The sequence below is a fragment of the Pseudomonas sivasensis genome (assembly GCF_052938085.1).
In genome coordinates, this window is the sequence record NZ_CP176442.1 from 3,889,940 (window position 1) to 3,915,869 (window position 25,930).

The window sequence follows — 25,930 nt, forward strand, 5'->3', positions numbered from 1 at the left end:
TGACACATCGATTGTGTCCACAGAGCGCCCCTCAAGATTGCAAGTCTGTGCTGACCTTTACTCCCCCGTCCCCGCAAACCCCGCGACGATTTCATCGATGACTACCCGCACCCGCGCGGTGTGGCGCAGGTCGGCGTGGGTCACCAGCCACACGTCATAAGGCACCGGCCGCGTGCGCTCGGGCCAAAGGCGAACCAGGCCGTCACGCTCGCCGGTGTACACCGGGATCTCGCCGATACCGAGCCCGGCGGCAATGGAGCGGCGCACCAGCAGGCTGGAACTCAACGCCGCGACAATGCGCCCACGGCCCAAGGGTTCGGACACCAGGGTCAGGTCTTTGTGGGTTTGCAGATAGGGTTGGTAGACCACCAGGTCGTGGCCTTCAAACAGGCTGCCGGGCTCGGGAATCCCGTGGCGATCGACGTAAGCCTGGGAAGCAAACAACCCCAGCGGCCATCGAGCGATGCGACGGGCTATCAGGTCGGGGCTGTCGGGACGGGTGTTGCGCACGGCAATGTCGGTTTCACGTTTGGCCAGGCTCAGGAACTGGGTCGATGCGTCCAACTGCACGCGCACATCCGGGTGCTGGGCGTGGAGGCGCGCAATCGCAGGGATCATAAAGTCGATGGCCAGGGAATCGGTGGTGCTGACCCGTACGGTGCCGGTCAGGCGGTCATCCAGGCCTTGGATCTGCCGCTCCAGGTCCAGGGCCGAACGCTCCATTTTTTCCACCGAGTGCAACGCGGCTTCGCCCACGGCGGTCAAGGCGTAGCCCTCGGAGGTGCGCAGGAACAGCGTCGCGCTCAAGGACTTTTCCAGGGCGTTGACCCGCCGCCCGACGGTGGCCTGGTCCACCCCCAGCACCCGTGCAGCGCCGCGCAGTGTGGACTCGCGGCATACCGCCAGGAATACCCGTGCGTCATCCCAATTCATGCGTACTCCTTATGCTGCATATCTGCATCACTGTGCCGTTTAATCGCTGCATTATTGCACCGACGTTCCTCGATATGCTGGGCGCCAGAGAAAAATACTCAGGATCGCCACCATGCAAGACACTCAAGCACGCAGCGCCGCCTGGCTGCCCATCTTCGCCGGCCTGTGCGCCAGCCTGGTCAGCATCGGCCTGGCGCGGTTTGCCTACACGCCGTTGATTCCATCGCTGATCCAGGCCCACTGGTTCAGCGCCAATGACGTGGTGTACCTCGGCGCCGCCAACCTTGTGGGTTACCTGATCGGCGCGCTGATAGGCCGCCCCCTCGCCCAACGCAGCTCCAACAAAAGCGCCCTGCGTCTGATGATGGTGGCGGTGACCCTGGCGTTCTTTGCCTGTGGTTTTCCGTTGTCGGTGACGTGGTTCTTCGGCTGGCGCCTGCTGTCGGGCATTGCCGGTGGCGCGATCATGGTGCTGGTGGCCGCGACCGTGTTGCCCCATGTACCGGCCGCACGCCGAGGCCTGGCCAGTGGCGCGATCTTCCTGGGCATCGGTTTGGGAATTGCCGGTTCGGGCACACTGGTCCCACCGCTGCTGAGCCTGGGTTTGCAGCAGACCTGGTTCGGTCTCGGTCTGTTGGCGGTGGTGCTGACGGCCGCCAGTTGGTTCGCCTGGCCCAACGGCACGCAGCATGAAGCACCGCAACCGGCGGGCAGCACGTTGCCGACCCCTGCTGGCGTGTACCTGCTGTTTGCCCAATACGCCTTTATGGCGGCGGGCCTGGTGCCGGCGATGGTGTTTCTGGTGGATTACGTGGCCCGCGGCCTGGGTGCCGGGGCGCATATCGGCGCGATGATCTGGGTGATGTACGGCCTGGGCTCGATTGTGGGGCCCGTCACTTATGGGTTCCTGGCAGACAAGCTCGGCGCACGCTTGAGCATCCGCGTGGTGTTGCTGGTGCAGGCGATTGCCGTTGGTTTGTTGCCGTTCGCCAGCTCGTTTACGGCACTGGCGGTACTGGCGGTCATCCTCGGCTCCTTCCCGCCGGGCATCGTGCCGCTGGCGCTGGCGCGGGTGCACGAACTGATCCCCAATCATCACCAACAGCAGGTCGCCTGGAGCCGTGCCACGGTGTCCTTTGCCACCTTTCAGGCGGTCGCGGGCTTTGCTTACTCAGCCCTGTTCAATGCGAGCGGCGGCCAGCATGCGCTGTTGTTCATGATCGCGGCCGGGGCGATAGTGGTCGCCCTTGCACTGGAACTGGTCATGCTTTTGCTGAACCGCCGGCCGCCCGACGCGGTCCCACCCCATACGCTCATCGCTGCAGGTAACTTCAAATGATGCTCCCTAACGACATGACCCTGATCGAAATCACCACGCCCGGTGGCCCAGAGGTGCTCCAACCGCGCCAGGCGCAAGTGCCCGTGGCCGGTCCCGGCGAGATCCTGATCCGCGTGCACGCCGCCGGGGTGAATCGCCCCGACGCCCTGCAACGTGCGGGCAAATACCCGATGAAGCCCGGCATGAGCCCGATTCCGGGTTTGGAAGTGGCCGGTGAAGTGGTGGCGCTGGGCGACGGCGTGACCGCGTTCAGCCTGGGCGACAAGGTGTGTGCCCTGACCAATGGCGGCGGTTATGCGCAGTTTTGCGCGGTGCCCGCCGGCCAGGCTTTGCCGATCCCCGAGGGCATGGACTGGATTCAAGCCGCCGCCGTACCGGAAACCTTCTTCACTGTGTGGGCCAACCTGTTCGGCCTCGGCGATGCGCACACCGGCCAACGCGTGCTGATCCACGGCGGCACCAGCGGCATCGGTACGACCGCGTTGATGCTGTGCCGCGAATTCGGCATCCAGGCTTTCGCCACCGCCGGCAGCGCCGACAAATGCGCGGCCATTGCGAAGCTGGGCGCCACGCCGATCAATTACCGCGAGCAGGACTTCGCCGACGTCATTGCCCAACAGACTGACGGCCAGGGTGTGGATGTGATCCTAGACATCATGGGAGCCTCGTATCTCAACAACAATCTCAAGGCCCTGGCCATGGACGGCCACTTGGTAATGCTGGGTTTCCTCGGCGGCGCCAAGGCCAACGACGTCGACCTGCTGACCATCCTCGGCAAACGCGCGGTGATTACCGGTTCGCTGTTGCGCGCGCGCAGCAAGGATGAAAAAGCCGCAATTGCCGAACAGTTGCGTGAATACATTTGGCCGGTACTGGAAGCCGGGCGCTGCTTGCCGATCATCGACAAGGTGTACGAATACACCGACGCGGCCCAGGCCCATGCGCGGATGGAAGGTGGGGATCATATTGGCAAGATTGTCTTGCGGGTCGCGTAACCAGCAGGCACTAGATAGCAAATGTGGGAGGGGGCTTGCCCCCGGTTGCAGTGGGTCAGTCAATGCTGCTGTGACTGTCCTGCCGCCATCGGGGGCAAGCCCCCTCCCACATTGGTTGCATGACTACCCGAGGGTTGCGCGCGCGCAGCAAGGATGAAAAAGCCGCGATTGCCGAACAGTTGCGTGAATACATTTGGCCGGTACTGGAAGCCGGGCGCTGCTTGCCGATCATCGACAAGGTGTACGAATACACCGACGCGGCCCAGGCCCATGCGCGGATGGAAGGTGGGGATCATATTGGCAAGATTGTCTTGCGGGTCGTGTAACCAGCAGGCACTAGATAGCAAATGTGGGAGGGGGCTTGCCCCCGACTGCAGTGGGTCAGTCAATGATGCTGTGACTGTCCCGCCGCCATCGGGGGCAAGCCCCCTCCCACATTGGTTGCATGACTACCCGAGGTACGTGGGGTAGTCGATATACCCTTCCTCACCCCCACCATACATCCCCTCTTCACGCAGCGGATTCAGCGGCCACCCGTTGAATATCCGCTGCGGCAGATCCGGGTTGGCGATAAACGGCCGACCAAACGCGATCAAATCCGCCAGCCCTGCTTCCACCAGTTTCGCGCCGCGTTCAGCGGTGTAGCGCCCGGCATAGATAATGCGGCCGCTGAAGGTGCTGCGCACGGCTTCACGGAAGCTGTCGGGCAGGATGGGCGCATTGTCCCAGTCGGCTTCGGCGATGGAGACATAAGCAATGCCTGACGCTTGCAGCACTTTGATCGCTTCGATGTAGGTGTGGTGCGGGTCTTCTTCCACCAGGCCGATGTACACACGGTCTTCGTCGGTGCCGCTGAACAACGGTGAAAAACGCACGCCAAGGCGTTCCGGGCCGACCACGGCGCTGACCGCTTCGACGATCTCACGCAGAAAGCGCAGACGGTTTTCCAGTGAGCCACCGTACTCATCGTCGCGGGTGTTGGAATGGGCCGAGATGAACTGGTTGACCAGATAACCATTGGCCGAATGGATTTCCACCCCGTCGAACCCTGCGTCCAGGGCATTGCGCGCAGCCTGGGCGTAGTGCCCGACCAGTTGCTTGACCTCAGCGGTGCTCAACGCACGCGGCACGGGTGGTTGCACCAGTTCGCCGGTGCCAGGCCCGGTGGCGATAAAAGCTTTGGCTTGCAAGGCCGCCAGCGCAGATGGCCCCACGGGTGCCGCGCCGTCGGGCTGCAAGGCGTTATGGGACACGCGCCCCACATGCCACAGTTGCGCGAAGATCACCCCGCCGTCGGCATGCACCGCGTCGGTGACTTTGCGCCAGCCGTCGATCTGCGCCGGGCTGTAGATGCCCGGCGTCCAGGTATAGCCCTGGCCACGGGGTTCAATCTGCGTGCCTTCGCTGACCATGAATCCGGCGCTGGCACGCTGACGGTAATACTCAGCCATCAGATCGGTGGCGATATCGCCGGGCTGGGCGCTGCGTTGGCGGGTCAGCGGCGGCAGCACGACACGGTTAGTCAGGGTGTGATTGCCCAGTTTTACCGGGGTACTTAAAACGTTGTCAGTCATGGGTTTTTCCAAATTTTGGGCGCACGAAAGCATTGGCGACTCTAAAGAGTCGCCAACGAATCGAGCGGTTGATTAAGTTAAGCGGTGAGTTTCAGCAGGGCCTTGGCGACATCGCTGGAACTGCCGGGGTTCTGCCCGGTGACCAGCAAGCCATCAACGATAACGAAGGATGCCCAGTCGGCGCCCTTCTCATACTTGCCACCCAATTTCTTGAATTCATCTTCAATCAGGAAAGGCACCACCTTTGTCAGGCCTACGGCGTCTTCCTCAGAGTTGGAGAAACCGGTCACGCGACGGCCTTTGATCAACGGGTCACCGTTGACCGCCTTGACGTGACGCAGCGCGCCCGGTGCGTGGCAGACAAAACCAATCGGCTTGCCGGCACGCTCAAAGGATTCGATCAGCGCGATGGACACCGGCGATTCCGCCAAGTCCCACAGCGGGCCGTGGCCGCCTGGGTAAAACACCGTGTCGAAGGCGTCCACGTTGACCGTGTCCAGCTTGACGGTGTTGGCCAGCGCCTGCTGCGCCGCCGAGTCGGCCGCGAAGCGATGGGTCTGCTCGGTTTGCGCATCCGGCTCGTCGCTGACCGGGTCCAACGGCGGCTGACCACCGGCTGGGGATGCCAGTACCACGTCGGCGCCGGCGTCCTTGAACGCGTAATACGGAGCGGCAAACTCTTCGAGCCAGAAGCCGGTCTTGCGGCCGGTGTCGCCAAGCTGGTCGTGAGAGGTCAGTACCATTAATACTTTCATTTTCCAGTGCCTCGATCAGTGAATGTCAGTGTGTTCAGGGTGACCCAACAACTGTCGGGTCAGCAGCAACGCCTCATCAAACGGCGCAGATGTAAGGGTGATCTTGCTCATGACACTGCTTCCCAGCCACAGCGCATACAGCTGCTGGGCCAAGTCCTGTGGGCGGTGTTGAAGCCGCAATGAGCCGTCTTCTACGCCGCGCTGCAGCGCCACGGCGAGTAATGCAATGGTGCGCGAAGTGCCGCGTTGCAGGGCCAAACGCATCGGCTCTGAAAGGTCAGACACCTCCGCACCCAGTTTGACGGCAAGGCATTTGCCCGCTTCGGTGCAGCCGGTCTGATTGTCGATCCAGGCGTCCCAATAGCGCATCAACTTGGCGTGCTGGGATAAACCCGGTTGGTCGAACAGTTGCTGCATACCGTGCACGTAGTGGTCGAAGTAGGTGTCGAGCAACACAACACCGAAGCCATCTTTAGAGGTGAAGTAGTGATAGAACGACCCCTTGGGCACCTCGGCCGCTTGAAGGATTTCGTTCAGGCCCACCGCAGAAAATCCCTTTCGGCCGACAAGCACTTGCGCCGCATCCAGAATGGTCTGTCGTGTATTTTTGGTTTCGCTGCTCATGCTTGACTCCAACCGATTAGACCAGTCGTCTAGTTCGTTGAGGCAATGTTAGGGGCCGAGTCGAACCCTCACAATGTCAGATACGCAAGGATTCCGGACATCGCCCGAGGCGGGTTGCCGTTTACCCGGCACGCGCCGACAATCCACCCTCCCGCGCCCCTTGGAGAATGACGATGCACAGCGTTGCGCTGATGGTTTACCCGAACTTTCAATCCCTGAGCCTCAGCCTGGGCTCGGTGTTCGAGTGCGCGAACCTGTTGCGGGGCGAACCCGCCTATGAATTTCACCTGGTGTCAGAGCGTGGCGGCGCGGTGATGACCTCCCAGGGTTTTTCGGTGAACACCTCGCCGATTCGGCCCGAGGGCTATGACACCCTGATCGTCAGCGGCTACCTGGAATTCCGCCTGCCGGAGGCCAACCTGCTGGAGTTGGTCAAGGCCGCTTCGGCGCAATCACGCCGAGTGGCCTCGTTGTGCATGGGCATCTTTGTACTGGCCGAAGCCGGATTGCTGGAGGGCAAGCGCACCACCACTCATTGGATTCACGCCCCGGCGTTTCGCAAGTGCTACCCGGATATCCATCTGGAGGAAGACAAACTGTTTGTGGTGGACGGCCAAGTGTGGACCGGCGCCGGCATGAGCGCCGGTGTGGACATGGCGTTGGCCATGGTGGAGAACGACCTGGGCAGCGACCTCGCCCGGCGCATTGCACGCAAACTGGTGATCGCCCAGCGCCGCGGCAGTGAGCAGTCGCAATTGTCGGCGTTGCTGGAACTGGACCCCAAGTCCGACCGCGTGCAACTGGCCCTGGCCTACGCCCGCGAGAATCTCACTCATGACCTGTCCGTGGAAGCGCTGGCAGATGTCGCCCGTTTGAGCCCACGCCAGTTCAGCCGGGTGTTCCGCGAAGAAACCGGACAAACCCCGGCCAAGGCCATCGAAGCCCTGCGCGTGGAAGCGGCGCGGGCGATGATGGAAACCAGTCGTCACCCGGTTGAAGTGGTGGCCCGCGAAACCGGCTTCGGTGATCGCGAGCGCATGCGTCAGGCGTTTCTACGGGCGTTCGGGCAACCACCCCAAGCGATGCAGCAGGCGTTTAATGCAGCGCCGCACGCGTAATCAAATAGCTCACCAACTGCGGCTCATCGTCCAGCTCGATGGTCTGCACCGGGCGCGGCAGGTTATCGAGCACCGCGCGCCAGAACGCCTGGGACACTTCGTCCTGGTCATAAAACCGCACCAACCAATCCGATACGCCGCTGCACAGCACCTGGGTGGCGATGGCGCGGCCGATGCCTTTGCGGCGATAGCGCTTGAGGATAAACAGGTCGGCCAGTTCCAGGGCGTCGATGCCAGGCAACTCACTGCCTTCGATCAGCAGAAAGCCGGCGATATAGCCGTCGACCAGCAACAGGTTGGCGCTCCACTGCGGGTCTTGCCAGTAGCGCGTCAGGTGTTCGTCATGGATATAGAAACGGCCGTCCGCCTCGACATCTTCTTGCTCCCAGTCCGACGACTCATAGGCGTAGTACTGGTAAAGATTGCGGATCAACTCGGATGCTTCAGGGCCGGTCTGGATCAGTTCCACTGTAGTTTCAGGCATTAGGCTCTCGATCAAAAAACGCAGGGCGCCATTGTTCACAAAACCTCGGCGCAGTCCAATAGCGCCGCGAACCTTTCTACTTGCTGAACCGATTGCAAATAGCCGTTGGCCCTGCCGAAGCGCTGAAACATTTCGAATAGACTTCGCCGAAATCTCCCTTTTCTGAAGGACACGTATTTTGACGAACGTCTGTTCCGCCGGCCTGGATGTGGGCTTTGCGTCCCTGGATTACCTGCAGATTTTTATCCTCGGTGTGATCCAGGGTTTTACCGAACTGCTGCCGGTTTCCTCTACCGCCCATATGCGCGTAGTGCCCGCCCTGCTCGGCTGGCAGGATCCCGGTTCGGCCTTTTCGGCGGCCATGCAATTGGCCGCACTGGCGGCGGTGGTCAGTTATTTCTGGCGCGATGTGCGCCAGGTGACCACGGGCAGCATCGGGGCGGTGCGCCGGGGCGACTACAACGACCGTTGGTTCAAGCTTGCGGTGGCGATCGTGCTGGCGACGATCCCTATTGGCATCGCCGGCCTGGCGTTGTCGTCGACGTTGAACGCCTGCAACTCGCCATTGCGCGGTTTGATGGTGATCGGCATTTCCTGCCTGGTGATGGCGGTGTTACTGGCGGCGGCCGAGCTGCGTGCCCGGCATACCCGCGAGATGAGCGAGATGCGCCTGCGCGATGCGCTGATCGTCGGTGTGGCGCAGATTGGCGCGTTGATTCCTGGGGTGTCGCGTTCCGGCTCGACCCTCACTGCGGCGCTGTTCCTCAACTTCAAACGTGAAGAAGCCGCGCGGTTTTCCTTCCTGCTGGGCCTGCCAGCCATTGCCCTGGCCGGTTTGAAAGAACTGTGGGTACTGCTGCGCGCCGACCTGCCGGCCCACGCCTGGCCACACCTGTTGTTTGGCCTGGTGGTGGCGAGCGTCTCGGCGTTTTTTGCAATCTGGGGCCTGATGAAGTTTTTGGAGCGGTTCTCCACCTGGCCGTTCGTAATCTACCGGGCGCTGCTGGGGGTGTTCCTGATTGTGGCGGTGAGTACCGGGTTATTGGCCGGGTAAGGCGGTGTGCGCTTAAGGAATGAGCGGGCTTCGGTGGGGAGATTGCTTCTGTGGTGGGGTTGCTTCTGAGATGAGTTGCCTCTGAGATGGGCTGCTTCTGTGGTGAGCTTGCTTCTGAGATGAGTTGCTGTTGCTTCTGTGGTGAGCGGGCTTGCCCCGCGCTGGGCTGCGAAGCGGCCCCATTGAGAACACCGCGTTTCTTCAGGTAAATCCCGGGGGCAGGTTTTGGGGCCGCTTCGCAGCCCAGCGCGGGGCAAGCCCGCTCACCACAAAGAACATGCGCACTCTCGTAATGCAGCCTTCAGCCCCGGCTTTGGCAATCGCTCCAAACCTGGCGAATCAACCCCTGCAGCTTCAACGCCTCGGCCCAGTGTGAGCTTGCTTCTGAGATGAGTTGCCTCTGTGGTGAACTTGCCTCTGTAGTGAGTTTGCTTCTGTAGTGAGTTTGCTTCTGTAGTGAGCTTGCTTCTGTAGTGAGCTTGCTTCTGTGGTGAGCGGGCTTGCCCCGCGCTGGGCTGCGAAGCGGCCCTATTGAGAACACCGCGTTTCTTCAGGTAAATCCCGGGGGGCAGGTTTTGGGGCCGCTTCGCAGCCCAGCGAGGGGCAAGCCCGCTCACCACAAAGAATATGCCTACTTTCGTAATACAGCCTTCAGACCCGGCTTTGGCAATCGCTCCAAACCTGGCGAATCAACCCCTGCAGCTTCAACGCCTCGGCCCAGTGTGAGCTTGCTTCTGAGATGAGTTGCCTCTGTGGTGAGTTTGCTTCTGAGATGAGTTGCTTCTGCGGTGAGCTTGCTTCTGTGGTGAGCGGGCTTGCCCCGCGCTGGGCTGCGAAGCGGCCCCATTGAGAACACCGCGTTTCTTCAGGTAAATCCGGGGGGCAGGTTTTGGGGCCGCTTCGCAGCCCAGCGCGGGGCAAGCCCGCTCACTACAAAGAACATGCCCACGCTCGTAATGCAGCCTTCAGACCCGGCTTTGGCAATCGCTCCAAACCTGGCGAATCATCCTCTGCAGCTTCAACGCCTCGGCCCAGTGTGAGCTTGCTTCTGAGATGGGTTTGCTTCTGAGATGAGTTGCCTCTGTGGTGAACTTGCTTCTGTGGTGAACTTGCTTCTGTGGTGAGCGGGCTTGCCCCGCGCTGGGCTGCGAAGCGGCCCCATTGAGAACACCGCGTTTCTTCAGGTAAATCCGGGGGGCAGGTTTTGGGGCCGCTTCGCAGCCCAGCGCGGGGCAAGCCCGCTCACTACAAAGAACATGCCCACGCTCGTACTGCAGCCTTCAGACCCGGCTTTGGCAATCGCTCCAAACCTGGCGAATCATCCTCTGCAGCTTCAACGCCTCGGCCCAACGATCACTTATTTCACGCCCGTCCGCACCGGTAATCGCATACGGCGGCGGGCCCAGTTCGCAGGTGAACGACAGACTCTGCCCTGTGTCCGGGCGAGCCAACCAGTCTTCAATACCGTAGCGCCACCAGCCGGTAAACCGTTCGACCCAGGCGTGATGCTGGGGGAACTCCATTGAGACCTGAACCTGCTCGCTGCTGGCCACGCGCCCATGAAAGCCCCAACTGTGACGCAGGATCGTGCGGATCTGTTCATCGTCCTCCACCGCGCCCGGTTCGGGCAATTCGCGTCCGACCACGTAGTGGGACAGGTCGGCCAGCAACTTCAAGTCGGGCATTTGCGCCAGCAGGTCGAGGGTGAACAGCAGGTCGTTGGTCAGGCGATAACGGTGGGTTTCCAGCAGTACCGGGAAATCCACCTGCTCGGCCAGGCGCTGCCAACCTTCGACCAGCCGCGCCGCGTCGGCCTGGGTGCGCGGGCGTACGTCGGCTTGCAGGGTGAGGTGGTGGCAGCCGTAGCGGCTGATCACATCCAGTGCGGCGGCCAGGTCGTCCACCGACTGTGGGAAAAGCTGGCCTTCGATCTGTAAGCCCCGCGCCGTGGCCGCGGCGTGCAGGCGTGTCACCGCGGCGGGCTTCCAGTAGTGATCGGTGATGCCGTCGAAGCCGGCAGCGGCGATTCGATCCAACTGCGCTTCAAGCGGACCGGGCTCGGTTTGCATGGCCCACAGGGATTGGAACACTAGGAATCGGCGCATATCAGCTCCGCAGCAATTGTTTAAGGGACAGTTCAGGGTCCGCCAGACTGGACGGGTTGAGCACCGTGCGCGCGGTGATCAGGCGCTCACACAGCTTGATGTCCTTGGCGACGCTGTTGCCGGGCGCCCAACCGCACGCACCTTGCAACCGCGCGTCAGCATCGAGGTAGAACAGCAACAGGCCGCCGGCTGGCAAGACGCGACTGATCATGTGCGGGGTGATCACGCCCACGGTCTGCAAGCCCCAGTCGTACTGGTCGGACCAGAAGCCGGGGATCGCCTCAAAGGGGACCTCGCGCCCCAGCATATTGAGTGCGGCATGCCGCCCCTGAGCCTCGGCGTTGCGCCAGGTTTCCTGGCGTTGGTACTCGCCGCCGAGGCGAAACTCGCAAACGTCACCTGCCGCGTAGATGCCCGGCGCACTGGTGCGTAAATGCGCGTCAACGCGAATGCCCTGCCCCACCTCCAGCCCCGCCGCCACGGCCAGCTCGATGTTCGGTTGCATGCCGATGCCGACCACCACCAGGTCACACGGCAGCACCTGCCCGTCGACCAGTTGCACGGCATCGTCATGGATGGATTCCAGCGCCACGTTCAAGCGCACGTCCACGCCTTGCTGGCGGTGCAGATCCAGCAGCGCCTGGCTGATCACCGGCGGCAACACGCGGCCGGCCAGGCGCGGCCCAGCTTCGAGCACCGTGACTTCGCAGTCCATGCCTCGGGCAGTCGCGGCCACTTCCAGGCCGATAAAGCCGCCGCCGACAATCACCAGTTTCACGCCGGGCTGCAACGCGGATTTCAGTGCCAGCGCTTCATCGTGGGTGCGCAGGTACAGCACGTTGGCCTGTTCCTGGCGCAGACGCCGCGCCCTGCCCCCGGTAGCCAGCAACAGGCCGGCGTAGGACAGCCACTGGCCGTCGGCCAATTGCAGACGCTGTTGAAGCGGGTCCAATTGGCTGACGGGGTTACCCGCGATATGTTCGATGCCCAACTCGGCCAGCCGGGCGCTGTCGCACAGGCTGCATCCCGCCAGGTCCATGCTGCCCTGCAACAACCCCTTGGACAGGGGCGGCCGCTCGTAGGGCAAGTGCGGCTCGTCGCCGATCAGGATCAGGCGTGCGGTATAACCCTCTTCGCGCAGGGTCAGCGCCGCACGGCCACCAGCATGGCCGGCGCCGACGATGATCAAGGGTGCGTTCATGATCACGCCGTGACAGCGAGCAGTACCCGCCCCGCTTCGACCCGCACCGGGTAGGTCTTGAGATTGACGCACACCGGTGCGCCCATGGCCTTGCCGGTGCGGTAATCGAAGCGTCCGTTGTGCTTGGGGCATTCGATGATGTGGTCCATCACCAGGCCATCGGCGAGGTGGATTTTCTCGTGGGTGCACAGGCCTGCTGTGGCGAAAAACTCATTGTCCGCCGAGCGGTAAACCGCGTAGGTGTGCGGCCCGTGATCGAAGCGCAGCACATCTTCTTCGTCTATTTCGCCCACGGCGCAGACGTCGATCCATTGATCGTTCATGGCGTTTTCTCTTGTTATAGATGAGATTCAGCTGGCGGCGGCTTCGGCATGCATTGGGGCGCGGGCAGTCGGTTCCGCACTCGGGCCAATCGGCCTCTGGATGAAATACGTCGGGTCGCTGCGCTGCTTCAGGATCGTCGGAATGATCTCCCTGTACGCCTCGAAAATAGTGGCGTATGGCGGTGGGCAGTCATTGCGGATTTCCTCGTGCAACTGCGCAAGGGCGTGGTACGGCACCATCGGGTACATGTGATGTTCGAGGTGGTAGTTCATGTCCATGTAGAGAAAGCGCAGCACGCGGTTCATGTAGATGGTGCGGCAGTTGCTGCGGTGGTCGAGCACGTCTTCGGCCAGGCCCACATGCTGGGTGAGGCCAAACAGGTAGCCGAGCCAGGCGCCGTAGATACTTGGCAGCCCAACCAGCATCAGCGGCAACCAGCTGTGCAGGTACAACGCGGTGCCGATGACCACCGCATAAATGCCGACCCAGATCCGCGCGGCGCGGAACACCTTGGGCCATTCGGACTCGGGGATAAAGTCCGCTTCCTGGGCACTCATCTGGCCGGCCGCATGGCGTGCCACCCCGCTGAAGGTCTTCCAGGCCAGCGGCAAATTGAACAGGCTCAGAAACATCATCAAGAAGCTCGGCGGGCGCGGTTCGACAATCTCTGGATCGCGGCCAACCACAATGGTGTCGGTGTGGTGCCGGGCATGACTCCAGCGCCATACGTGGGGTTCGAAGATGCACATGAAACTCGCGACCTGGTACAGCACGTCGTTCATCCAGCGGGTCTTGAACGCGGTGCCGTGGCCGGTTTCATGCCAGCGCGGGTTGGACGCGGTGCCGTAGAGCACCCCATAGGCGAGGAAAAACGGCACGCAGGCCCAAGTGCCCCAGAACCAGTAGCCGCCGAAGCCGGTGGCGAACAGCGCGCTCACCCAGAGGGCGGTGTCGCGCAAGGCCGGGCCGTCGCGGCGCTGCATCAGTTCTTTCATGCGTTTACGGGAAATCGGCGATTGGTACCAACTGGCCGAGACCAGGCCTTTTTCAGCGGCGCGGGCGGCTTCGGGGCCGGTGAGGCTGTAGTCGCGCCGAGCGCTATGAACGGTGTGTTCGGGCATTGTTATTGTTCTCCGCAAGCGGTGGTTTCAGGTGCTTTGCGAAACCAACGATAGAGCGCAGCTAAATCACCCTCAAGGCCTTGAATCCATTCCCTATCAAGATATCATCCAGGCCCAGCGGGGCTTGATAGTTTTCTATCAAGACGCTCAAGGGGGCTGTCATGAACAACAATAAACGCCCAACCATCGCCACCGTCGCCGCCCAGGCGGGCCTGAGTGTGGCCACGGTCGACCGGGTATTGAACGCACGCGCGCCGGTTAATCCGCAGACCGCCGAACAGGTGTTCCAGGCCGCCGAAGCCGTGGGCTACTTTGCTGCGCGGCTGATCGGCCAACGCATCCGCGAACGCCGGCCCACCTATCGCTTCGGCATCCTGTTGCTGGGTACAGCCCAGGCGTTCTATGCCAACTTGGCGCAGGCGATTGCCGACGCCGCCGAGCATCACGGCACCGCCAACCTGACCTGCCAATTCGACTACATCAACGACCGCACACCCAGCGCCATCGTCACGCAGATCGAACAACTCGCCGTGCAGTGTGATGCCCTGGCGGTGGTCAGCTTTGCCCACCCGCTGATCAATGCTTGCCTGGCGCAGATCCGCGAAGCTGGCGTGCCGGTGGTCGCCCTGCTCTCGGATATCCACGAGCACGCCTTGGAACCTTATGTCGGCCAGGACAACCACGTGGTCGGACGCACCATGGGCTGGTTGCTCGCCCGCACCTGTGGCGCACGCAAAGGCAGCGTCGGGATTTTATTGGGCGGCCACCGGTTTCTGGGGCATCAGGCACGGGTCGAGGGCCTGCACAGCTACCTGGCCGAACACGCACCTGGGCTCAAGCCACTTGAACCACTGATCAACCTGGACAACTGCGACATCACCGAAGAAGCCACCCTCGATCTGCTCACCCGCCACAGCGACCTGCGCGGCCTGTGCGTGGTGGGCGGCGGCGGCGACGGTATCATCAGCGCACTGGCGCAGTTGCCCAAGCGCCCGGCGTTGTGCTGCATTTTGCAGGAGTCCACGGAGCTGTCTCGCCAGGCGCTGCGCCAGGGGTTGGTTGATGTGGTGATGGACTCGCAGCCACGGCAGACGGCGGTGGCACTGGTGGAGTTGTTGGTGCAATTGCAGAGTGCCGAGGGGTTTGATCCGGTGCGGCATCGGGTGCATATAGCGCCGCAGATTGTGACTTCCGAAAATATGTGTGACTGAAGCGATTGCCCGGAACAGGCCTAGGTCTCTACACACCTTCCAGTGGATGCGGAGTCTATGGCAAACGCGCTGTTGTGGAGAGCGGGCTTGCCCCGCGCTGGGCTGCGAAGCGGCCCCCATTGAGAACACCGCATTTCTTCAAGTAAATCCCGGTGCAGGTTTTGGGGCTGCTGCGCAGCCCAGCGCGGGGCAAGCCCGCTCACCACAAAGGAATGTGCCCACTCTCGTAATGCAGCCTTCAGACCCGGGTTTGGCAATCGTTCCAAACCTGGCGAATCAACCCCTGCAGCTTCAACGCCTCGGCCCGGCTTGAGCTTGCTTCTGTGGTGAACTTGCTTCTGTGGTGAACTTGCCTCTGTGGTGAACTTGCCCCCGTGGTGAACTTGCCTCTGTGCTGAACTTGCCTCTGTGGTGAGCTTGCCCCCGTGGTGAGCTTGCCTCTGTGGTGAGCTTGCCCCCGTGGTGAGCTTGCCTCTGCGCTGAGCTTGCCTCTGTGGTGAGCTTGCCTCTGTGGTGAGCTTGCCCCCGTGGTGAGCTTGCCTCTGCGCTGAGCTTGCCTCTGTGCTGAACTTGCCTCTGTGCTGAGCTTGCCTCTGTGGTGAGCTTGCCTCTGTGGTGAGCTTGCCTCTGTGGTGAGCGGGCTTGCCCCGCGCTGGGCTGCGAAGCGGCCCCAAAACCTTCACCTCGATTGTTCCTGGCACTCTGCGGTGACCTTAGTGGGGCAAGCCCGCTCACCACAGAGTTAGGTGTCAGCGGTTAAGCGTTGTGTAGCGCAAGTGCAATCGTCGCCCCCCGCCCACACTTAGTCCTCATATGCCTCGGAAATCCCCGGCGCTCAGCCCGAATCGGCTCATTTTGTTGTATAGCCCACCCCGCGATACGTTCAACTGTTTCGCGGCCAGGCGGATGTTGCCGCCGGTGCTTTTGAGTGCGGTGACGATGGCGTGCATTTCGTGGCTGCTCAGGTCCTGGGCGGGTTGCGGTTCATAGGTTCGGGCCAACGGGCGAGGCCTGGTTTCCAAGGGCAGATCGGCCGGCTGGATCCACTCGCTCATGGCCAGGTTGGTCGCCCGTTCGATGGCGTTTTCCAACTCCCGCACATTGCCTGGCCAGCCGTGGGATGAGAGCAGCGCCAACGCATCCGGCGAAAAACCCTGCACCGATTTACGCAACGAGCGCGCACAGCGCGTGAGGAAGTGCCGCGCCAGTAACGGGATGTCTTCACGGCGCATGCGCAGCGGCGGCACGGTCAGGTTCAGCACATTGAGGCGGTAGTAGAGGTCTTCGCGGAATGCGCCCTCGGCCACCGCCTGGCTGAGGTTGCGGTGGGTGGCGGCGATGATGCGCACATCCACTGGCCGTGCGCTTTTTGCCCCGACCCGTGCAATTTCACCTTCCTGCAACACCCGCAGCAAGCTGACCTGGGCGTCGAAGGACATGTCGCCGATCTCATCCAGGAAAATAGTGCCGCCATCCGCCAATTCAAACTTGCCCGCCGAGCCGCCACGGGCCGAGCCGGTGAACGCGCCTTCGACATGGCCGAACAGTTCACTCTGCACCAGATCCCGTGGAATCGCGCCGCAGTTGACCGCCACAAACGGGCCATTGCAGCGTTCGCTGGCGTTGTGAATCGCCTGGGCGAACAACTCCTTGCCGGTGCCGCTTTCCCCCAGGATCAGCGTGGTGGCATCACTGCGACTGGCGATGCGCGCCAAGTGCAGCGCGTCCTGGATGGCCCGCGACGTGCCCTGAATGGTGTCGAACGTGTAGCGCGCCTGGCTGCCGACAAGACGCCGAGTAATTTCGCGGATGCGCCGGTTCTCGCGCAGCGACACGATCACCCCGCCCTGTTCAAGCGGACACACCGAGACCAGGCACGCCAGTTGGCTGCGGTCGTGCAGGTGGAAGGTGCAATCAAGGTCGCGCACCGGCTCACCCAACGCGTCGCTTAATTCACTGCGGCCCAGACGCTGGAAGGGGCTGCCCACCAACTCCGGTCCCACCTGGAACAACTGCCGGGCGTAGCGGTTGAGCGCCTTGATGCAGCCGCGCTCGTCCAGCACCACCAGGCCCTCGTTAAGGACTTCGAGTACGGCCTGTTGTTCTTGCAGCAATGCGTGCAGGGCCATCTGCCGTGACACCGCTTCAGCGGCGGCTTGCACGGTGCCCAGGGTATGGAAATGAAACCATCCGGGTTCGGCGGTCAGCGTGAGCATCGCCAAGGTCTGGCCCTGGGCATTCTTGATCGGCGCGGCGGCGCAGTGCATGCGGCGCTGGCGCAGGCCGACAGCGAAGTTTTCTTCGGCCAGCACGTACACGAGGCGGTCTTCGGCAAGGGCGAGGCCGGTGCAGTTGGTGCCCTGTACCGACTCCGACAGGCGACTGCCCACGGGCGTGATGTCCAGTCCGCAGAAATACAGGGTGGTGCCTTCGGCATCGGTGAGGTTGATATGCCCGCGCGGGTTGTAGGCCAGCAGGCCATGCATGACCTGGGCAGCCGCCGCGATCAACACGCGGTGGCTGGCCAGGGTGGCGGCCAGGATGTGAGGGTCGACGAAACGGTACTGGCTGTCGGCAGGATCGATACCTGCCTCGACGCTGCGGCGCCAGGAATCCCAGATCATCTGGCGGACGTCGGCCGGGCGTTCGACCCAATGCTCCTGGCAACCCCGCCACGCCCGCTCCAATGCATCGACCGGGCCGTCATTCAGCGCAGCAGGCCCGAGCGCTGTCAGGTAGTCGAGGTCTTGTACGCTGAACGCCATGCTCATCACGTTTATCCATGTTCATGTTTTTGACATGCCAGTATAGACATGTCATCAAAATGAACACTTTTTGTTTAATAAGTCCGTTTAATCCCTTAACTATCAACACCTTATAAATTGGCACAGCCTTTGCTCCTACCCCTTTGCCCATCAGGACTGTCCTGAGGCCAACAACAAGAAGGGGTCACCACATGAGTACACAGAACATTCGCCTGGGCTTGATCGGCGCTGGTCGCATGGGCAGCTTTCACGGCCTGACTGCCGCGCGACATATCCCCGGTGCCAGCCTCGCCGCCATTGCCGACCCAACCCCAGGCCAAGCCGCACGCCTGGCAGCGGAGCTGGGTGTGGACAAGGTCTACACCGACCCGCAACAGCTGCTTGACGACCCGAACATCGACGGCGTGCTGATCGCCGCCCCTGCCCGCAGCCACGCCGACCTGGTAATCAGCGCCGCCCGTGCCGGCAAAGGGATCTTCTGCGAAAAACCCATGGCCATCACCCTGGATGAGGCCGACCGCGCCATCGCTGCCGCCGCCGATGCCCGCGTGCCCTTGCAGGTCGGCTTCAACCGCCGCTTCGCCAAGAGCTTTCGCACCGCGCACCTCGACGTGCTGGCCGGCCGTATCGGCACCCCACAACTGCTACGCTCGCTGACTCGTGACCCGGCGCTGAACAACCCAGCCAACTCGCCACAATGGGTAATCTTCCTCGAAACCCTGATCCACGACTTCGACACACTGCGCTACCTCAACCCCGGTGCCGAGGCGGTAGCAGTACAGGTGATGGCTGACGCCCTGATCGCACCGGAATTCAAAAGCAGAGGCTTTCTCGACACCGCAGTGGTCACGATCCGCTTCAATAACGGTGCGATTGCCACCGCCGAAGCCAACTTCCAGGCCGTGTATGGCTACGATGTGCGCGGCGAAGTCTTCGGCAGCGCCGGCATGCTGACCATGGGCGGCGTGCAGGAATCCGACCTGGTGCGCTACCTGGCCCAAGGCATTCAAGCCGACACCCAGCGCCTGGACACCGACCTGCTGCGCGATGCTTACATTGCCGAACTCAACCACTTCGTAGACTGCCTGCGCACTGGCGCCAAACCCCTGGCCAGCGGCGAAGATGCGCGCGCGGCCCTGGCGATTGCTCGTGCGTGCATCACGTCGTACGAGCAAGGCAAGGCGGTGGCCGTATGATCCCGTTCAAGCTGGCGATCAGCGCTGAGATGGTGTTCCTCGACCTGCCCTTCGTCGAGCGCGTCAAACGCATTCATGCACTGGGCTTCAGCGCCGAAATCTGGGACTGGACCAACAAGGACATCAACGCCCTGGTGGCCACCGGTGCCGATTTCACCTCGATGACTGGCTACATCAGCGGTACCCTCACCGACCCCGATGGCATCCGCCAATTGCTCGACAGCGCCCGGGAATCCTTGGGCATCGCCGAACGCCTGAATTGTCCCAGTCTGAACCTGCACGGTACCGGCCTGGGCGAAGGCGGCCTGCCAGTGCAGCCCGCGAGCCAGACCACCGGCCGCATGTGGCTGAGCGCCTGCAAGACCCTGGAGAAAATTGCACGCCTGGGTGAAGACGCTGGCCGCGTGTTCCTGCTGGAAAACCTCAACACCGAAGTCGACCACCCTGGCGTTCCGTTCGCCCGGGCCGAGGACACGCTGGCGCTGATCGAAGCCGTGAGCAGCCCGCACGTCAAGATGAACCTGGACCTCTACCACGCACAAATCGGCGAAGGAAACCTGATCGAACTGATTCAGCGTGCAGGCAGCGCCATCGGTGAAATCCAGGTAGCCGACGTGCCCGGACGTAAAGAGCCTGGCACGGGAGAAATCCACTACCCGGCCATCGCCAGGGCCTTGCACGACATAGGCTACAGTGGCGTCGTCGGCCTGGAAGGCTGGGCCAGCGGCGACAGCGAGTTAGCCCTGGAACGCTTCCGTCAAGCGTTCACCCTATAACAATAAAAGGACCCCTCTCATGCATCGTTATTCATTGATCGTTGCCACGCTGTTGCTGTTGGTCAGCCCATGGTCCTTCGCCGATTACCGTATTGGCGTGAGCATTGCCAGGGTCGACGATAACTTCATGACCTACGTGCGCAACGGCTTGGACAGTGCCGCCAAACAGCACGGCGTACAGATCCAGTTCGAAGACGCCCAGGGCGACGTGGTGCGCCAGCTCAATCAGGTCGAAGGTTTTCTCAATCAGAAAGTCGACGCGGTCATCGTACTGCCGGTGGACACCTCCGCCACCGCCAACATGACGCGCGCGGCAGTGGCGGCCAAGACACCTCTGGTGTACGTCAACCGCCACCCGGATGAACGCACGCTGCCCAAGGGCGTGGTAACAGTGGCCTCCAACGACATTGAGGCCGGGCAATTGCAGATGCGCTACCTGGCGGAAAAACTCGGCGGCAAGGGCACCGTGGCGATCATCATGGGCGACCTTGCGCAGAACGCCACCCACGACCGTACTGAAGGCGCCAAGCAGGTGCTCAAGGAGTTTCCGGGCATGAAGGTGGTGGAGCAGCAAAGCGCCGAATGGCAACGCAGCAAAAGCATGGACCTAACCAGCAACTGGCTGCTGGCGGGCACGCAGTTCGATGCCATCGTGGCCAACAACGATGAAATGGCGATTGGCGCGGCCATGGCGTTGCAGCAATCGGGCAAGGCCAAGGGCGAAGTGGCGATTGTCGGTATCGACGGTTTGCCGGACGGGCTGGCGGCGGTCAAGCGGGGGATGCTGGCGGCGTCGGTGTTCCAGGACCCCAAGGCCCAGGCGAGCAAGGCCGTGGAGTCGGCAATCAAGATGATCAAGGGTGAGCCGATTGAGTCGGAGGTGTGGGTGCCGTTCGAACTCATCAAACCTGAACAGGTGGCGGTGTTCGAACAGCGCTACAAATAAAATCGAAGATAAGGACATCCAAGTGTGGGAGGGGGCTTGCCCCCGATAGCATTAGGTCAGTTGATACATCCGTGACTGATCCACCGCTATCGGGGGCAAGCCCCCTCCCACACTTGGATCTCAATCAGTCCAGGTCGCTCGCGTCATGCCGCTCGGCCAACTGTTCCTGGGGTTCGCCAGACACCCGATTCACCCGCCGGCCACGCTGCACCGCCGGCCGTGCATCAATCGCATCGGCCCAGCGCTGCACATGCTTGTACTCATGCACCGACAAAAATTCCGCAGCTCCATACAAGCGGCCTTTGACCAACCCGCCGTACCACGGCCAGATCGCAATGTCGGCAATGGTGTATTCATCACCGGCAATGTACTCACTCACCGCCAGGCGCTTATCCAGCACGTCCAGCTGACGCTTGGCCTCCATGGCGAAGCGGTTGATCGGGTATTCCATCTTGCTCGGCGCATACGCGTAGAAATGCCCGAAGCCACCGCCCAGGTAGGGCGCGCTGCCCATCTGCCAGAACAACCATGACAAACACTCCGCACGGGCCGCAGGCTCGGTGGGGAAGAACGCGCCGAACTTCTCGGCCAGGTAGTGCAGGATCGCGCCGGACTCGAACACACGAATCGGCGTGGGGCCGCTGTGGTCCATCAAGGCGGGGATCTTGGAGTTCGGGTTCACGCCGACAAAGCCGCTGCCAAACTGATCGCCGTCGCCGATCTTGATCAGCCAGGCGTCGTATTCCGCACCGCTGTGCCCCAGAGCCAGCAACTCTTCGAGCAGGATAGTGACCTTCTGCCCGTTGGGCGTGGCCAGGGAGTACAGCTGCAACGGGTGCTTGCCGATGGGCAGTTCTTTGTCGTGGGTCGCACCGGCGATGGGCCGGTTGATGCTGGCGAAGGTGCCGCCGCTTTCGGTTTCCCAGGTCCAGACTTTCGGGGGTACATATTCGGTCATGCTTACGGCTCCAGAAGCGTTTGCGATCAGCGAAGCGCTTGAGACTAAACCAAAGACGGGTGGTGCGTCACACTCCCCGCCGCAGCGTGCCGGGGCACCTGCACTCGCAGCGCGATCAACAAGGCCGCCAGCAGCATCAAGCAGCCCGCGCCCAGAAACACTCCGTCGATGCCGGTGGCACTGAACATCGCGCCCCCGCCCGCCGCACCCGCCGCGATGGCCGATTGCACCGAAGCGACCACCATGCCACCGGCACTTTCGGCCTGATCCGGCACCGCACGTGCCACCCAGTTCGACCACGCCACCGGCACCCCGCCAAAGGCCATGCCCCACAGCGCCAGGAGCAATGCCTGACCCGGCAGTGACGCGGGCAGCAACACCAGGGCCAACGCAGCGACGCCCACCAGGACCGGCATCAACACCAGGGTTCCCCGCGGGTTGCGCACCAGCAACCACCCGGCCAGCAGCGTACCGACAAAATTCGCCGCGCCAAACCCCAGCAGCATCAACGCCAGCCCTTGGGTGCCGACCCCGGTGGCGCTTTCCAGAAACGGGCGAATGTAGGTAAACAGCGCGAAGTGCCCGGTGTGCACCAGCACGCAGCCGAACATGCCGATGGCAATGCCGGGGCGCAGTAGTACATCAAGCACGGTGCGCAGGCGCGCGGTGCCGCTGGGTGCCAGGCGCGGCAGCGTGAACAGCTGGAAGGCCAGGGTCACCACGCCGACGGCGGCCGCAGCCACAAATGCACTGCGCCAGCCATACAGGTCCCCCAGGTAGCTGCCCAATGGCACCGCGACCACGGTACCCACCGCAATGCCGCTGAAGATGATCGACAAGGCACGTGGCAGCAACGCCGCCGGTACCAGGCGCATCGCAACGGCCGCCGCCATGCTCCAGAAACCGCCGAGGGCAATGCCCAGCAGGATGCGCATCAACAACAGCACCAGGAGGCTGGACGAGAACGCCACCAGCAGGTTGGACGCAATCATCAGCGTGGAGAACCCCAACAGCACCAGGCGCCGGTCAATGCCGCGCGTCAAGCCAGGCACCAGCAAACCGGCGAACAACGCCACCACCGCCGTGACCGTGACCGCTTGCCCGGCCAACGCTTCCGACACGCCCAAGTCCAAAGCCATCGGCGTCAGCAGGCTGGCCGGCAGGTACTCCGCCGTGAGCAGGCCGAACACGCCCATCGCCAGGGAAAACACCGCCATCCAGGCCGGCGTGGTCGGTTCTGCCCTGCCATCGACAGGGGCATGGGACACACAATCATTCATCACAAGACATCCTCAGGCATTTACGTGATGGCCAGTCTAGGTTCGCCCATCAGGATGATCTATGATTCAAACCCTTGAGTTCTTGACCGAAACCCCGAATATGCCAGTCGACAACGCATTCACCCTGTCCTCCGAGCTGATCAATGAGCTGCTGCGCAGCATGCGCCTGCGCGGCGTGCAGTACCGGCGCATCCAGGCCGGGCCGGTGTTCGGCATCAGCTTTGCGGCCAAGCCAGGCCATGCGTATTTCCATTTTCTGGCCGCCGGCTGCGCGACCCTGCGCCTGCACGACGGCAGCCTCTTTGAGTTGTCGGCCGGCAATGCGGTGTTTATCGCCCACGGTGGCGCCCATGCGCTGCTGTCCAAACCGGATGACCCCGTGCAGGACATCGCCAGCTTCGACGCTGCACCGCTGGGCGATACCGTGTGCGCGGTGAATGCCTCGCCCTTTGCTCCCTCCAGCACCCTGCTGTTCAGCGCCTGCATGGAGTTCGAGCTCGACAGCATCCAGGGCCTCGGCAACCTGATGCCGGCCTTGATGCTGATCGACGCCGGCGGCCAGCGTTACCCCGGCTTGATGCCGATCCTGGCGGTGATGGAACGCGAAGTCTCCAGCGCCCGCGTCGGTTATGCCGGCATCCTTGCGCGCCTGGCCGATGTGGTGGCGGCGATGATCGTGCGGGGCTGGGTCGAGTGCGCCTGCGCCAATGCTTCGGGCCTCGCGGCCGCGTTGCGCGACACCCGCCTGGCCGGCGCCCTGCTCGCCCTGCACCAGCAACCGGGGCGCGACTGGAGCGTGGCCGAACTGGCGGCGCACTGTCATACCTCACGCTCGGTGTTCGCGGATCGTTTCCAGGCGACCCTCGGGGTACCACCGCTGCGTTACGTGACCGAGCTGCGCATGCGCCTCGCCAGCCAGTGGCTGACCCTGGAGCGGCTGCCCATCGAAGAAGTGGCGTACCGCCTCGGCTATACCTCCCAGGCGGCCTTCAGTCGCGCCTACAAACGCATCACCGGGCAACCGCCGGGCGCCAGTCGCCAAGGCTTCAGGAGCCCGGCATGAACGCCGGGCTGGAAGACATCCTCGCCGACCACCTGAACGTGGTGTTCTGCGGCATCAACCCAGGCAAGGGTTCCGCCGCCCTCGGCCTGCACTTCGCCAACCGCAGCAACCGCTTCTGGCGCACCTTGCATCTGGCCGGGTTCACCCCCCACGAAATCCGCCCCGAACATGGCCGCACGCTGTTGCACTACCACTGCGGCCTGACCACGTTGGTGGAACGCCCCACGGCCAGCGCGGACGAACTGGCACGGCATGAGTTCACCCAGGCCGCGACGGGCTTCGAACAGAAGATCCGCCACTGCGCGCCGCGCTTCGTAGCGTTCCTGGGCAAGCCCGGCTACAGCGCATTGAGCGGCCAGCGCGAGATCGCCTGGGGCTTGCAGCCAACGGTGTTGGGCGGTGCGTCAGTGTGGGTGCTGCCCAACCCCAGCGGACGCAACTTGGCGTTCAGCCTGGAGCAGTTGGTGCAGGCGTATCAACAATTGCGCCGGGCGACCGAGTGCCCTTAATCTCTTGAGCTCATCACCCTGATAGCAATGGAGGCTTCATGAAACTGGTCGGCATGCTGGACTCGCCTTACGTACGCCGCGTGGCAATTTCCCTGGATCTGTACGGGGTGAGTTTTGTGCATGAACCCTTGTCCGTGTTCAGCACCTTCAACGAATTTGCGCAGATCAATCCGGTGGTCAAGGCCCCTACCCTGGTGCTGGACAATGGCACGGTATTGATGGATTCCAGCCTGATCCTGGATTACCTCGAAGCCTTGGCCCCGGCGGACAAAAAGCTGCTGCCCCTGCAACCTGCGGCACTTGCCAAAGACTTGCACGTTCTGGGACTGGCGCTGGCAGCCTGTGAGAAAAGCGTGCAGATCGTCTATGAACACAACTTGCGCCCGGCCGAGAAGCTGCATGCGCCGTGGCTTGAGCGCGTGACCGGCCAATTGCTCGCGTCTTATGCGTTGCTGGACAAGCAGCTGGGCGACAGCGAAGCACTGACCCAGGCGTCGATTACGGCGGCGGTGGCGTGGTCGTTCAGCCAGTTCACAGTGGCGTCGGTGGTCAAGGCGGATGCATTCCCCAACCTGGCCCGGCATACCGAACGACTGGAGCAGCATGCTGCGTTCAAGCGTTACCCCATCGCCTAAGCACCGCAGTTCAAATGTGGGAGGGGGCTTGCCCCCGATAAGGGTGGGTCAGTCATAGAAGTACTGCCTGAACCACCGCTATCGGGGGCAAGCCCCCTCCCACATTGGTCTGTGTTGTCTGAGAGAGGGTGTTCGGCTCAGACCCAACCGCCATCCACAATAAAGTTCTGCGCCGAACACATCGCCGAGGCATCCGAGGCGAGAAACAACGCCATATTGGCGATGTGTTCCGGCAGGACGCTGCCGGGCAGGCACTGGCTGCGGGCGATCAGTTCCTTGGCCGCATCGTCCACCCACATCGCCAGTTGCTTCTCGGTCATGACCCACCCCGGCACCAACGTGTTGACGCGGATATGGTGAGGCCCCAACTCCCGCGCCAACCCCCGGGTCATGCCGTGGGCAGCGGCCTTGCTGGCGGCGTACACCGGGTAGCCGGCGGAAGCCATCATCCAGCCGACCGAGCCGAGGTTGATGATCGCGCCGCCGCCGGCAGCTTTCATCATCGGCACCACGGCCTTGGCCGCAAAGAAGGCGTGCTTGAGGTTGACTGAGATCAGCTTGTCGAAGGTGTCCGAGTCGACTTCCTCCAGGGTGTGACGCACGTCGTTGGCGGCGTTGTTCACCAATACGGTGATCGGCCCCAACGAATGCTCGAAACGCTCAATGGCGGCCTTGTAGGCGATTTCATCGGTGATGTCGCAGCACACGAATTCCACCGTATGCCCCTTCGAGCTCAACAACGCGGCCAGCCGATCGCCCTGGCTTTGCGCGCGGTCCACAAAGCCGACCTTGGCGCCTTGCGCGGCAAAGGCCCGCACCATGAACTCACCGATGCCCGAAGCACCACCAGACACCAGCACGGTTTTGCCTTCAAGGTCCGGATAAACAGCCTGCGCAGTACTCATATAACGGTTGCCTCGATCAATTAGTCTTATTTTATTTTACGAAATTGGCGTTAAAGGCT

At 62.5% G+C, this 25,930-nt stretch carries 23 protein-coding genes and 2 pseudogenes; 12 read left to right on the plus strand and 13 right to left on the minus strand.

Going from position 1 to position 25,930, the window contains the following annotated elements:
- Positions 1 to 57: 57 nt before the first annotated feature.
- On the minus strand, positions 58 to 933 hold the full coding sequence (locus ACKZ62_RS17780) for a LysR family transcriptional regulator (protein ID WP_032888423.1): 876 nt from the start codon (positions 931 to 933) through the stop codon (positions 58 to 60).
- A gap of 112 nt (positions 934 to 1,045) precedes the next feature.
- On the opposite strand from ACKZ62_RS17780, the gene ACKZ62_RS17785 reads away from it, so the two are divergent.
- From ACKZ62_RS17785 to ACKZ62_RS17795, 3 genes and pseudogenes are all read left to right on the plus strand, one after another.
- The gene (locus ACKZ62_RS17785) at positions 1,046 to 2,272 is read left to right on the plus strand and encodes a YbfB/YjiJ family MFS transporter (RefSeq protein ID WP_447095602.1); all 1,227 of its coding nucleotides are present in this window, start codon (positions 1,046 to 1,048) and stop codon (positions 2,270 to 2,272) included.
- Positions 2,269 to 3,267 carry an NAD(P)H-quinone oxidoreductase gene (locus ACKZ62_RS17790; protein ID WP_122681475.1) on the plus strand — a complete coding sequence of 333 codons (999 nt, stop codon included), beginning with the start codon at positions 2,269 to 2,271 and terminating at the stop codon, positions 3,265 to 3,267. Before ACKZ62_RS17785 ends, ACKZ62_RS17790 begins: the two co-directional genes overlap by 4 nt.
- Positions 3,268 to 3,401: 134 nt before the next feature.
- A pseudogene (locus ACKZ62_RS17795) lies at positions 3,402 to 3,593 on the plus strand (zinc-binding dehydrogenase); the annotation flags it as partial.
- Between the two features lie 123 nt (positions 3,594 to 3,716).
- Here ACKZ62_RS17795 and ACKZ62_RS17800 read toward each other — a convergent pair.
- The 3 genes and pseudogenes from ACKZ62_RS17800 to ACKZ62_RS17810 all read right to left on the minus strand — a co-directional run bounded on the left by ACKZ62_RS17800 (position 3,717) and on the right by ACKZ62_RS17810 (position 6,220).
- Positions 3,717 to 4,841 (minus strand): alkene reductase, encoded by a 1,125-nt coding sequence (locus tag ACKZ62_RS17800; protein WP_447095603.1) that lies wholly within the window; start codon positions 4,839 to 4,841, stop codon positions 3,717 to 3,719.
- Between the two features lie 77 nt (positions 4,842 to 4,918).
- Complete coding sequence (locus tag ACKZ62_RS17805) at positions 4,919 to 5,596, minus strand: type 1 glutamine amidotransferase domain-containing protein (protein ID WP_095186012.1); 678 nt, start codon at positions 5,594 to 5,596, stop codon at positions 4,919 to 4,921.
- Positions 5,593 to 6,220: pseudogene (locus ACKZ62_RS17810) on the minus strand (TetR/AcrR family transcriptional regulator). Before ACKZ62_RS17810 ends, ACKZ62_RS17805 begins: the two are co-directional and overlap by 4 nt.
- Before the next feature lie 173 nt (positions 6,221 to 6,393).
- On the opposite strand from ACKZ62_RS17810, the gene ACKZ62_RS17815 reads away from it, so the two are divergent.
- The gene (locus tag ACKZ62_RS17815; RefSeq protein ID WP_447095604.1) at positions 6,394 to 7,338 is read left to right on the plus strand and encodes a GlxA family transcriptional regulator; all 945 of its coding nucleotides are present in this window, start codon (positions 6,394 to 6,396) and stop codon (positions 7,336 to 7,338) included.
- Here ACKZ62_RS17815 and ACKZ62_RS17820 read toward each other — a convergent pair.
- Positions 7,316 to 7,822 carry a GNAT family N-acetyltransferase gene (locus ACKZ62_RS17820; protein WP_032888441.1) on the minus strand — a complete coding sequence of 169 codons (507 nt, stop codon included), beginning with the start codon at positions 7,820 to 7,822 and terminating at the stop codon, positions 7,316 to 7,318. The two genes, ACKZ62_RS17815 and ACKZ62_RS17820, sit on opposite strands and share 23 nt — an antisense overlap.
- Before the next feature lie 178 nt (positions 7,823 to 8,000).
- Here ACKZ62_RS17820 and ACKZ62_RS17825 point away from each other — a divergent pair, with 178 nt between their 5' ends.
- Positions 8,001 to 8,876 carry an undecaprenyl-diphosphate phosphatase gene (locus ACKZ62_RS17825; protein WP_122763606.1) on the plus strand — a complete coding sequence of 292 codons (876 nt, stop codon included), beginning with the start codon at positions 8,001 to 8,003 and terminating at the stop codon, positions 8,874 to 8,876.
- 1,280 nt (positions 8,877 to 10,156) lie between these two features.
- On the opposite strand, the gene ACKZ62_RS17830 is transcribed toward ACKZ62_RS17825, so the two are convergent.
- The 4 genes from ACKZ62_RS17830 to ACKZ62_RS17845 are packed head-to-tail and all read right to left on the minus strand — an operon-like array spanning position 10,157 to position 13,627.
- Positions 10,157 to 10,981, minus strand: a complete 825-nt coding sequence (locus tag ACKZ62_RS17830; protein WP_095186014.1) for a sugar phosphate isomerase/epimerase family protein — start codon at positions 10,979 to 10,981, stop codon at positions 10,157 to 10,159.
- Between the two features lies 1 nt (position 10,982).
- Positions 10,983 to 12,182, minus strand: coding sequence for an NAD(P)/FAD-dependent oxidoreductase (locus tag ACKZ62_RS17835; protein WP_447095605.1), 1,200 nt, complete (start codon positions 12,180 to 12,182; stop codon positions 10,983 to 10,985).
- A gap of 2 nt (positions 12,183 to 12,184) precedes the next feature.
- Positions 12,185 to 12,505 carry a MocE family 2Fe-2S type ferredoxin gene (locus tag ACKZ62_RS17840; RefSeq protein ID WP_032888397.1) on the minus strand — a complete coding sequence of 107 codons (321 nt, stop codon included), beginning with the start codon at positions 12,503 to 12,505 and terminating at the stop codon, positions 12,185 to 12,187.
- A 27-nt stretch (positions 12,506 to 12,532) separates the two neighbouring features.
- Positions 12,533 to 13,627: a fatty acid desaturase family protein gene (locus ACKZ62_RS17845; RefSeq protein ID WP_095186016.1), complete on the minus strand. Its 1,095-nt coding sequence runs from the start codon at positions 13,625 to 13,627 to the stop codon at positions 12,533 to 12,535.
- A gap of 161 nt (positions 13,628 to 13,788) precedes the next feature.
- Here ACKZ62_RS17845 and ACKZ62_RS17850 point away from each other — a divergent pair, with 161 nt between their 5' ends.
- The gene (locus ACKZ62_RS17850) at positions 13,789 to 14,838 is read left to right on the plus strand and encodes a LacI family DNA-binding transcriptional regulator (protein WP_447095606.1); all 1,050 of its coding nucleotides are present in this window, start codon (positions 13,789 to 13,791) and stop codon (positions 14,836 to 14,838) included.
- A gap of 809 nt (positions 14,839 to 15,647) precedes the next feature.
- Here the strand turns inward: ACKZ62_RS17850 and ACKZ62_RS17855 are convergent.
- Positions 15,648 to 17,609, minus strand: a complete 1,962-nt coding sequence (locus tag ACKZ62_RS17855) for a sigma-54 interaction domain-containing protein (RefSeq protein ID WP_447095607.1) — start codon at positions 17,607 to 17,609, stop codon at positions 15,648 to 15,650.
- A gap of 185 nt (positions 17,610 to 17,794) precedes the next feature.
- Here ACKZ62_RS17855 and ACKZ62_RS17860 point away from each other — a divergent pair, with 185 nt between their 5' ends.
- The 3 genes from ACKZ62_RS17860 to ACKZ62_RS17870 are packed head-to-tail and all read left to right on the plus strand — an operon-like array spanning position 17,795 to position 20,521.
- On the plus strand, positions 17,795 to 18,799 hold the full coding sequence (locus ACKZ62_RS17860; RefSeq protein WP_447095608.1) for a Gfo/Idh/MocA family oxidoreductase: 1,005 nt from the start codon (positions 17,795 to 17,797) through the stop codon (positions 18,797 to 18,799).
- A complete protein-coding gene (locus ACKZ62_RS17865) occupies positions 18,796 to 19,575 on the plus strand; it encodes a TIM barrel protein (RefSeq protein ID WP_447095609.1) in 780 nt (259 codons plus the stop codon). Before ACKZ62_RS17860 ends, ACKZ62_RS17865 begins: the two co-directional genes overlap by 4 nt.
- Before the next feature lie 19 nt (positions 19,576 to 19,594).
- Positions 19,595 to 20,521: a sugar ABC transporter substrate-binding protein gene (locus ACKZ62_RS17870; protein WP_032888387.1), complete on the plus strand. Its 927-nt coding sequence runs from the start codon at positions 19,595 to 19,597 to the stop codon at positions 20,519 to 20,521.
- 124 nt (positions 20,522 to 20,645) lie between these two features.
- Here ACKZ62_RS17870 and yghU read toward each other — a convergent pair whose 3' ends face one another.
- Both yghU and ACKZ62_RS17880 read right to left on the minus strand, forming a co-directional pair.
- Positions 20,646 to 21,479, minus strand: coding sequence for a glutathione-dependent disulfide-bond oxidoreductase (yghU, locus tag ACKZ62_RS17875; RefSeq protein ID WP_032888385.1), 834 nt, complete (start codon positions 21,477 to 21,479; stop codon positions 20,646 to 20,648).
- 44 nt (positions 21,480 to 21,523) lie between these two features.
- Positions 21,524 to 22,759 (minus strand): MFS transporter, encoded by a 1,236-nt coding sequence (locus tag ACKZ62_RS17880; protein WP_095186022.1) that lies wholly within the window; start codon positions 22,757 to 22,759, stop codon positions 21,524 to 21,526.
- Between the two features lie 100 nt (positions 22,760 to 22,859).
- Between ACKZ62_RS17880 and ACKZ62_RS17885 the strand changes: the two genes are divergently transcribed.
- The 3 genes from ACKZ62_RS17885 to ACKZ62_RS17895 are packed head-to-tail and all read left to right on the plus strand — an operon-like array spanning position 22,860 to position 24,966.
- The gene (locus ACKZ62_RS17885) at positions 22,860 to 23,822 is read left to right on the plus strand and encodes an AraC family transcriptional regulator (RefSeq protein ID WP_099601899.1); all 963 of its coding nucleotides are present in this window, start codon (positions 22,860 to 22,862) and stop codon (positions 23,820 to 23,822) included.
- Positions 23,819 to 24,331: a G/U mismatch-specific DNA glycosylase gene (mug, locus tag ACKZ62_RS17890; RefSeq protein WP_095186023.1), complete on the plus strand. Its 513-nt coding sequence runs from the start codon at positions 23,819 to 23,821 to the stop codon at positions 24,329 to 24,331. Before ACKZ62_RS17885 ends, mug begins: the two co-directional genes overlap by 4 nt.
- A gap of 38 nt (positions 24,332 to 24,369) precedes the next feature.
- On the plus strand, positions 24,370 to 24,966 hold the full coding sequence (locus tag ACKZ62_RS17895; RefSeq protein WP_447095610.1) for a glutathione S-transferase: 597 nt from the start codon (positions 24,370 to 24,372) through the stop codon (positions 24,964 to 24,966).
- A 137-nt stretch (positions 24,967 to 25,103) separates the two neighbouring features.
- Here ACKZ62_RS17895 and ACKZ62_RS17900 read toward each other — a convergent pair whose 3' ends face one another.
- Entirely contained in the window at positions 25,104 to 25,871 is a 768-nt protein-coding gene (locus ACKZ62_RS17900) for an SDR family NAD(P)-dependent oxidoreductase (protein WP_032888373.1), read from the minus strand.
- Between the last annotated feature and the right edge of the window lie 59 nt (positions 25,872 to 25,930).

Excerpts from the sequence above, each read along its gene's own strand:
- ACKZ62_RS17780 (WP_032888423.1), bottom strand. The coding sequence starts at position 933 with ATGAATTGGGATGACGCACGGGTATTCCTGGCGGTATGCCGCGAGTCC.
- ACKZ62_RS17850 (WP_447095606.1), top strand. The coding sequence starts at position 13,789 with ATGAACAACAATAAACGCCCAACCATCGCCACCGTCGCCGCCCAGGCG.
- ACKZ62_RS17800 (WP_447095603.1), bottom strand. The coding sequence starts at position 4,841 with ATGACTGACAACGTTTTAAGTACCCCGGTAAAACTGGGCAATCACACC.
- ACKZ62_RS17790 (WP_122681475.1), top strand. The coding sequence starts at position 2,269 with ATGATGCTCCCTAACGACATGACCCTGATCGAAATCACCACGCCCGGT.
- ACKZ62_RS17820 (WP_032888441.1), bottom strand. The coding sequence starts at position 7,822 with ATGCCTGAAACTACAGTGGAACTGATCCAGACCGGCCCTGAAGCATCC.
- ACKZ62_RS17885 (WP_099601899.1), top strand. The coding sequence starts at position 22,860 with ATGCCAGTCGACAACGCATTCACCCTGTCCTCCGAGCTGATCAATGAG.
- ACKZ62_RS17895 (WP_447095610.1), top strand. The coding sequence starts at position 24,370 with ATGAAACTGGTCGGCATGCTGGACTCGCCTTACGTACGCCGCGTGGCA.
- ACKZ62_RS17785 (WP_447095602.1), top strand. The coding sequence starts at position 1,046 with ATGCAAGACACTCAAGCACGCAGCGCCGCCTGGCTGCCCATCTTCGCC.
- ACKZ62_RS17860 (WP_447095608.1), top strand. The coding sequence starts at position 17,795 with ATGAGTACACAGAACATTCGCCTGGGCTTGATCGGCGCTGGTCGCATG.
- ACKZ62_RS17845 (WP_095186016.1), bottom strand. The coding sequence starts at position 13,627 with ATGCCCGAACACACCGTTCATAGCGCTCGGCGCGACTACAGCCTCACC.
- ACKZ62_RS17840 (WP_032888397.1), bottom strand. The coding sequence starts at position 12,505 with ATGAACGATCAATGGATCGACGTCTGCGCCGTGGGCGAAATAGACGAA.
- ACKZ62_RS17855 (WP_447095607.1), bottom strand. The coding sequence starts at position 17,609 with ATGAGCATGGCGTTCAGCGTACAAGACCTCGACTACCTGACAGCGCTC.
- ACKZ62_RS17865 (WP_447095609.1), top strand. The coding sequence starts at position 18,796 with ATGATCCCGTTCAAGCTGGCGATCAGCGCTGAGATGGTGTTCCTCGAC.
- ACKZ62_RS17815 (WP_447095604.1), top strand. The coding sequence starts at position 6,394 with ATGCACAGCGTTGCGCTGATGGTTTACCCGAACTTTCAATCCCTGAGC.
- mug (WP_095186023.1), top strand. The coding sequence starts at position 23,819 with ATGAACGCCGGGCTGGAAGACATCCTCGCCGACCACCTGAACGTGGTG.
- ACKZ62_RS17830 (WP_095186014.1), bottom strand. The coding sequence starts at position 10,981 with ATGCGCCGATTCCTAGTGTTCCAATCCCTGTGGGCCATGCAAACCGAG.
- ACKZ62_RS17805 (WP_095186012.1), bottom strand. The coding sequence starts at position 5,596 with ATGAAAGTATTAATGGTACTGACCTCTCACGACCAGCTTGGCGACACC.
- ACKZ62_RS17900 (WP_032888373.1), bottom strand. The coding sequence starts at position 25,871 with ATGAGTACTGCGCAGGCTGTTTATCCGGACCTTGAAGGCAAAACCGTG.
- yghU (WP_032888385.1), bottom strand. The coding sequence starts at position 21,479 with ATGACCGAATATGTACCCCCGAAAGTCTGGACCTGGGAAACCGAAAGC.
- ACKZ62_RS17835 (WP_447095605.1), bottom strand. The coding sequence starts at position 12,182 with ATGAACGCACCCTTGATCATCGTCGGCGCCGGCCATGCTGGTGGCCGT.
- ACKZ62_RS17880 (WP_095186022.1), bottom strand. The coding sequence starts at position 22,759 with ATGAATGATTGTGTGTCCCATGCCCCTGTCGATGGCAGGGCAGAACCG.
- ACKZ62_RS17870 (WP_032888387.1), top strand. The coding sequence starts at position 19,595 with ATGCATCGTTATTCATTGATCGTTGCCACGCTGTTGCTGTTGGTCAGC.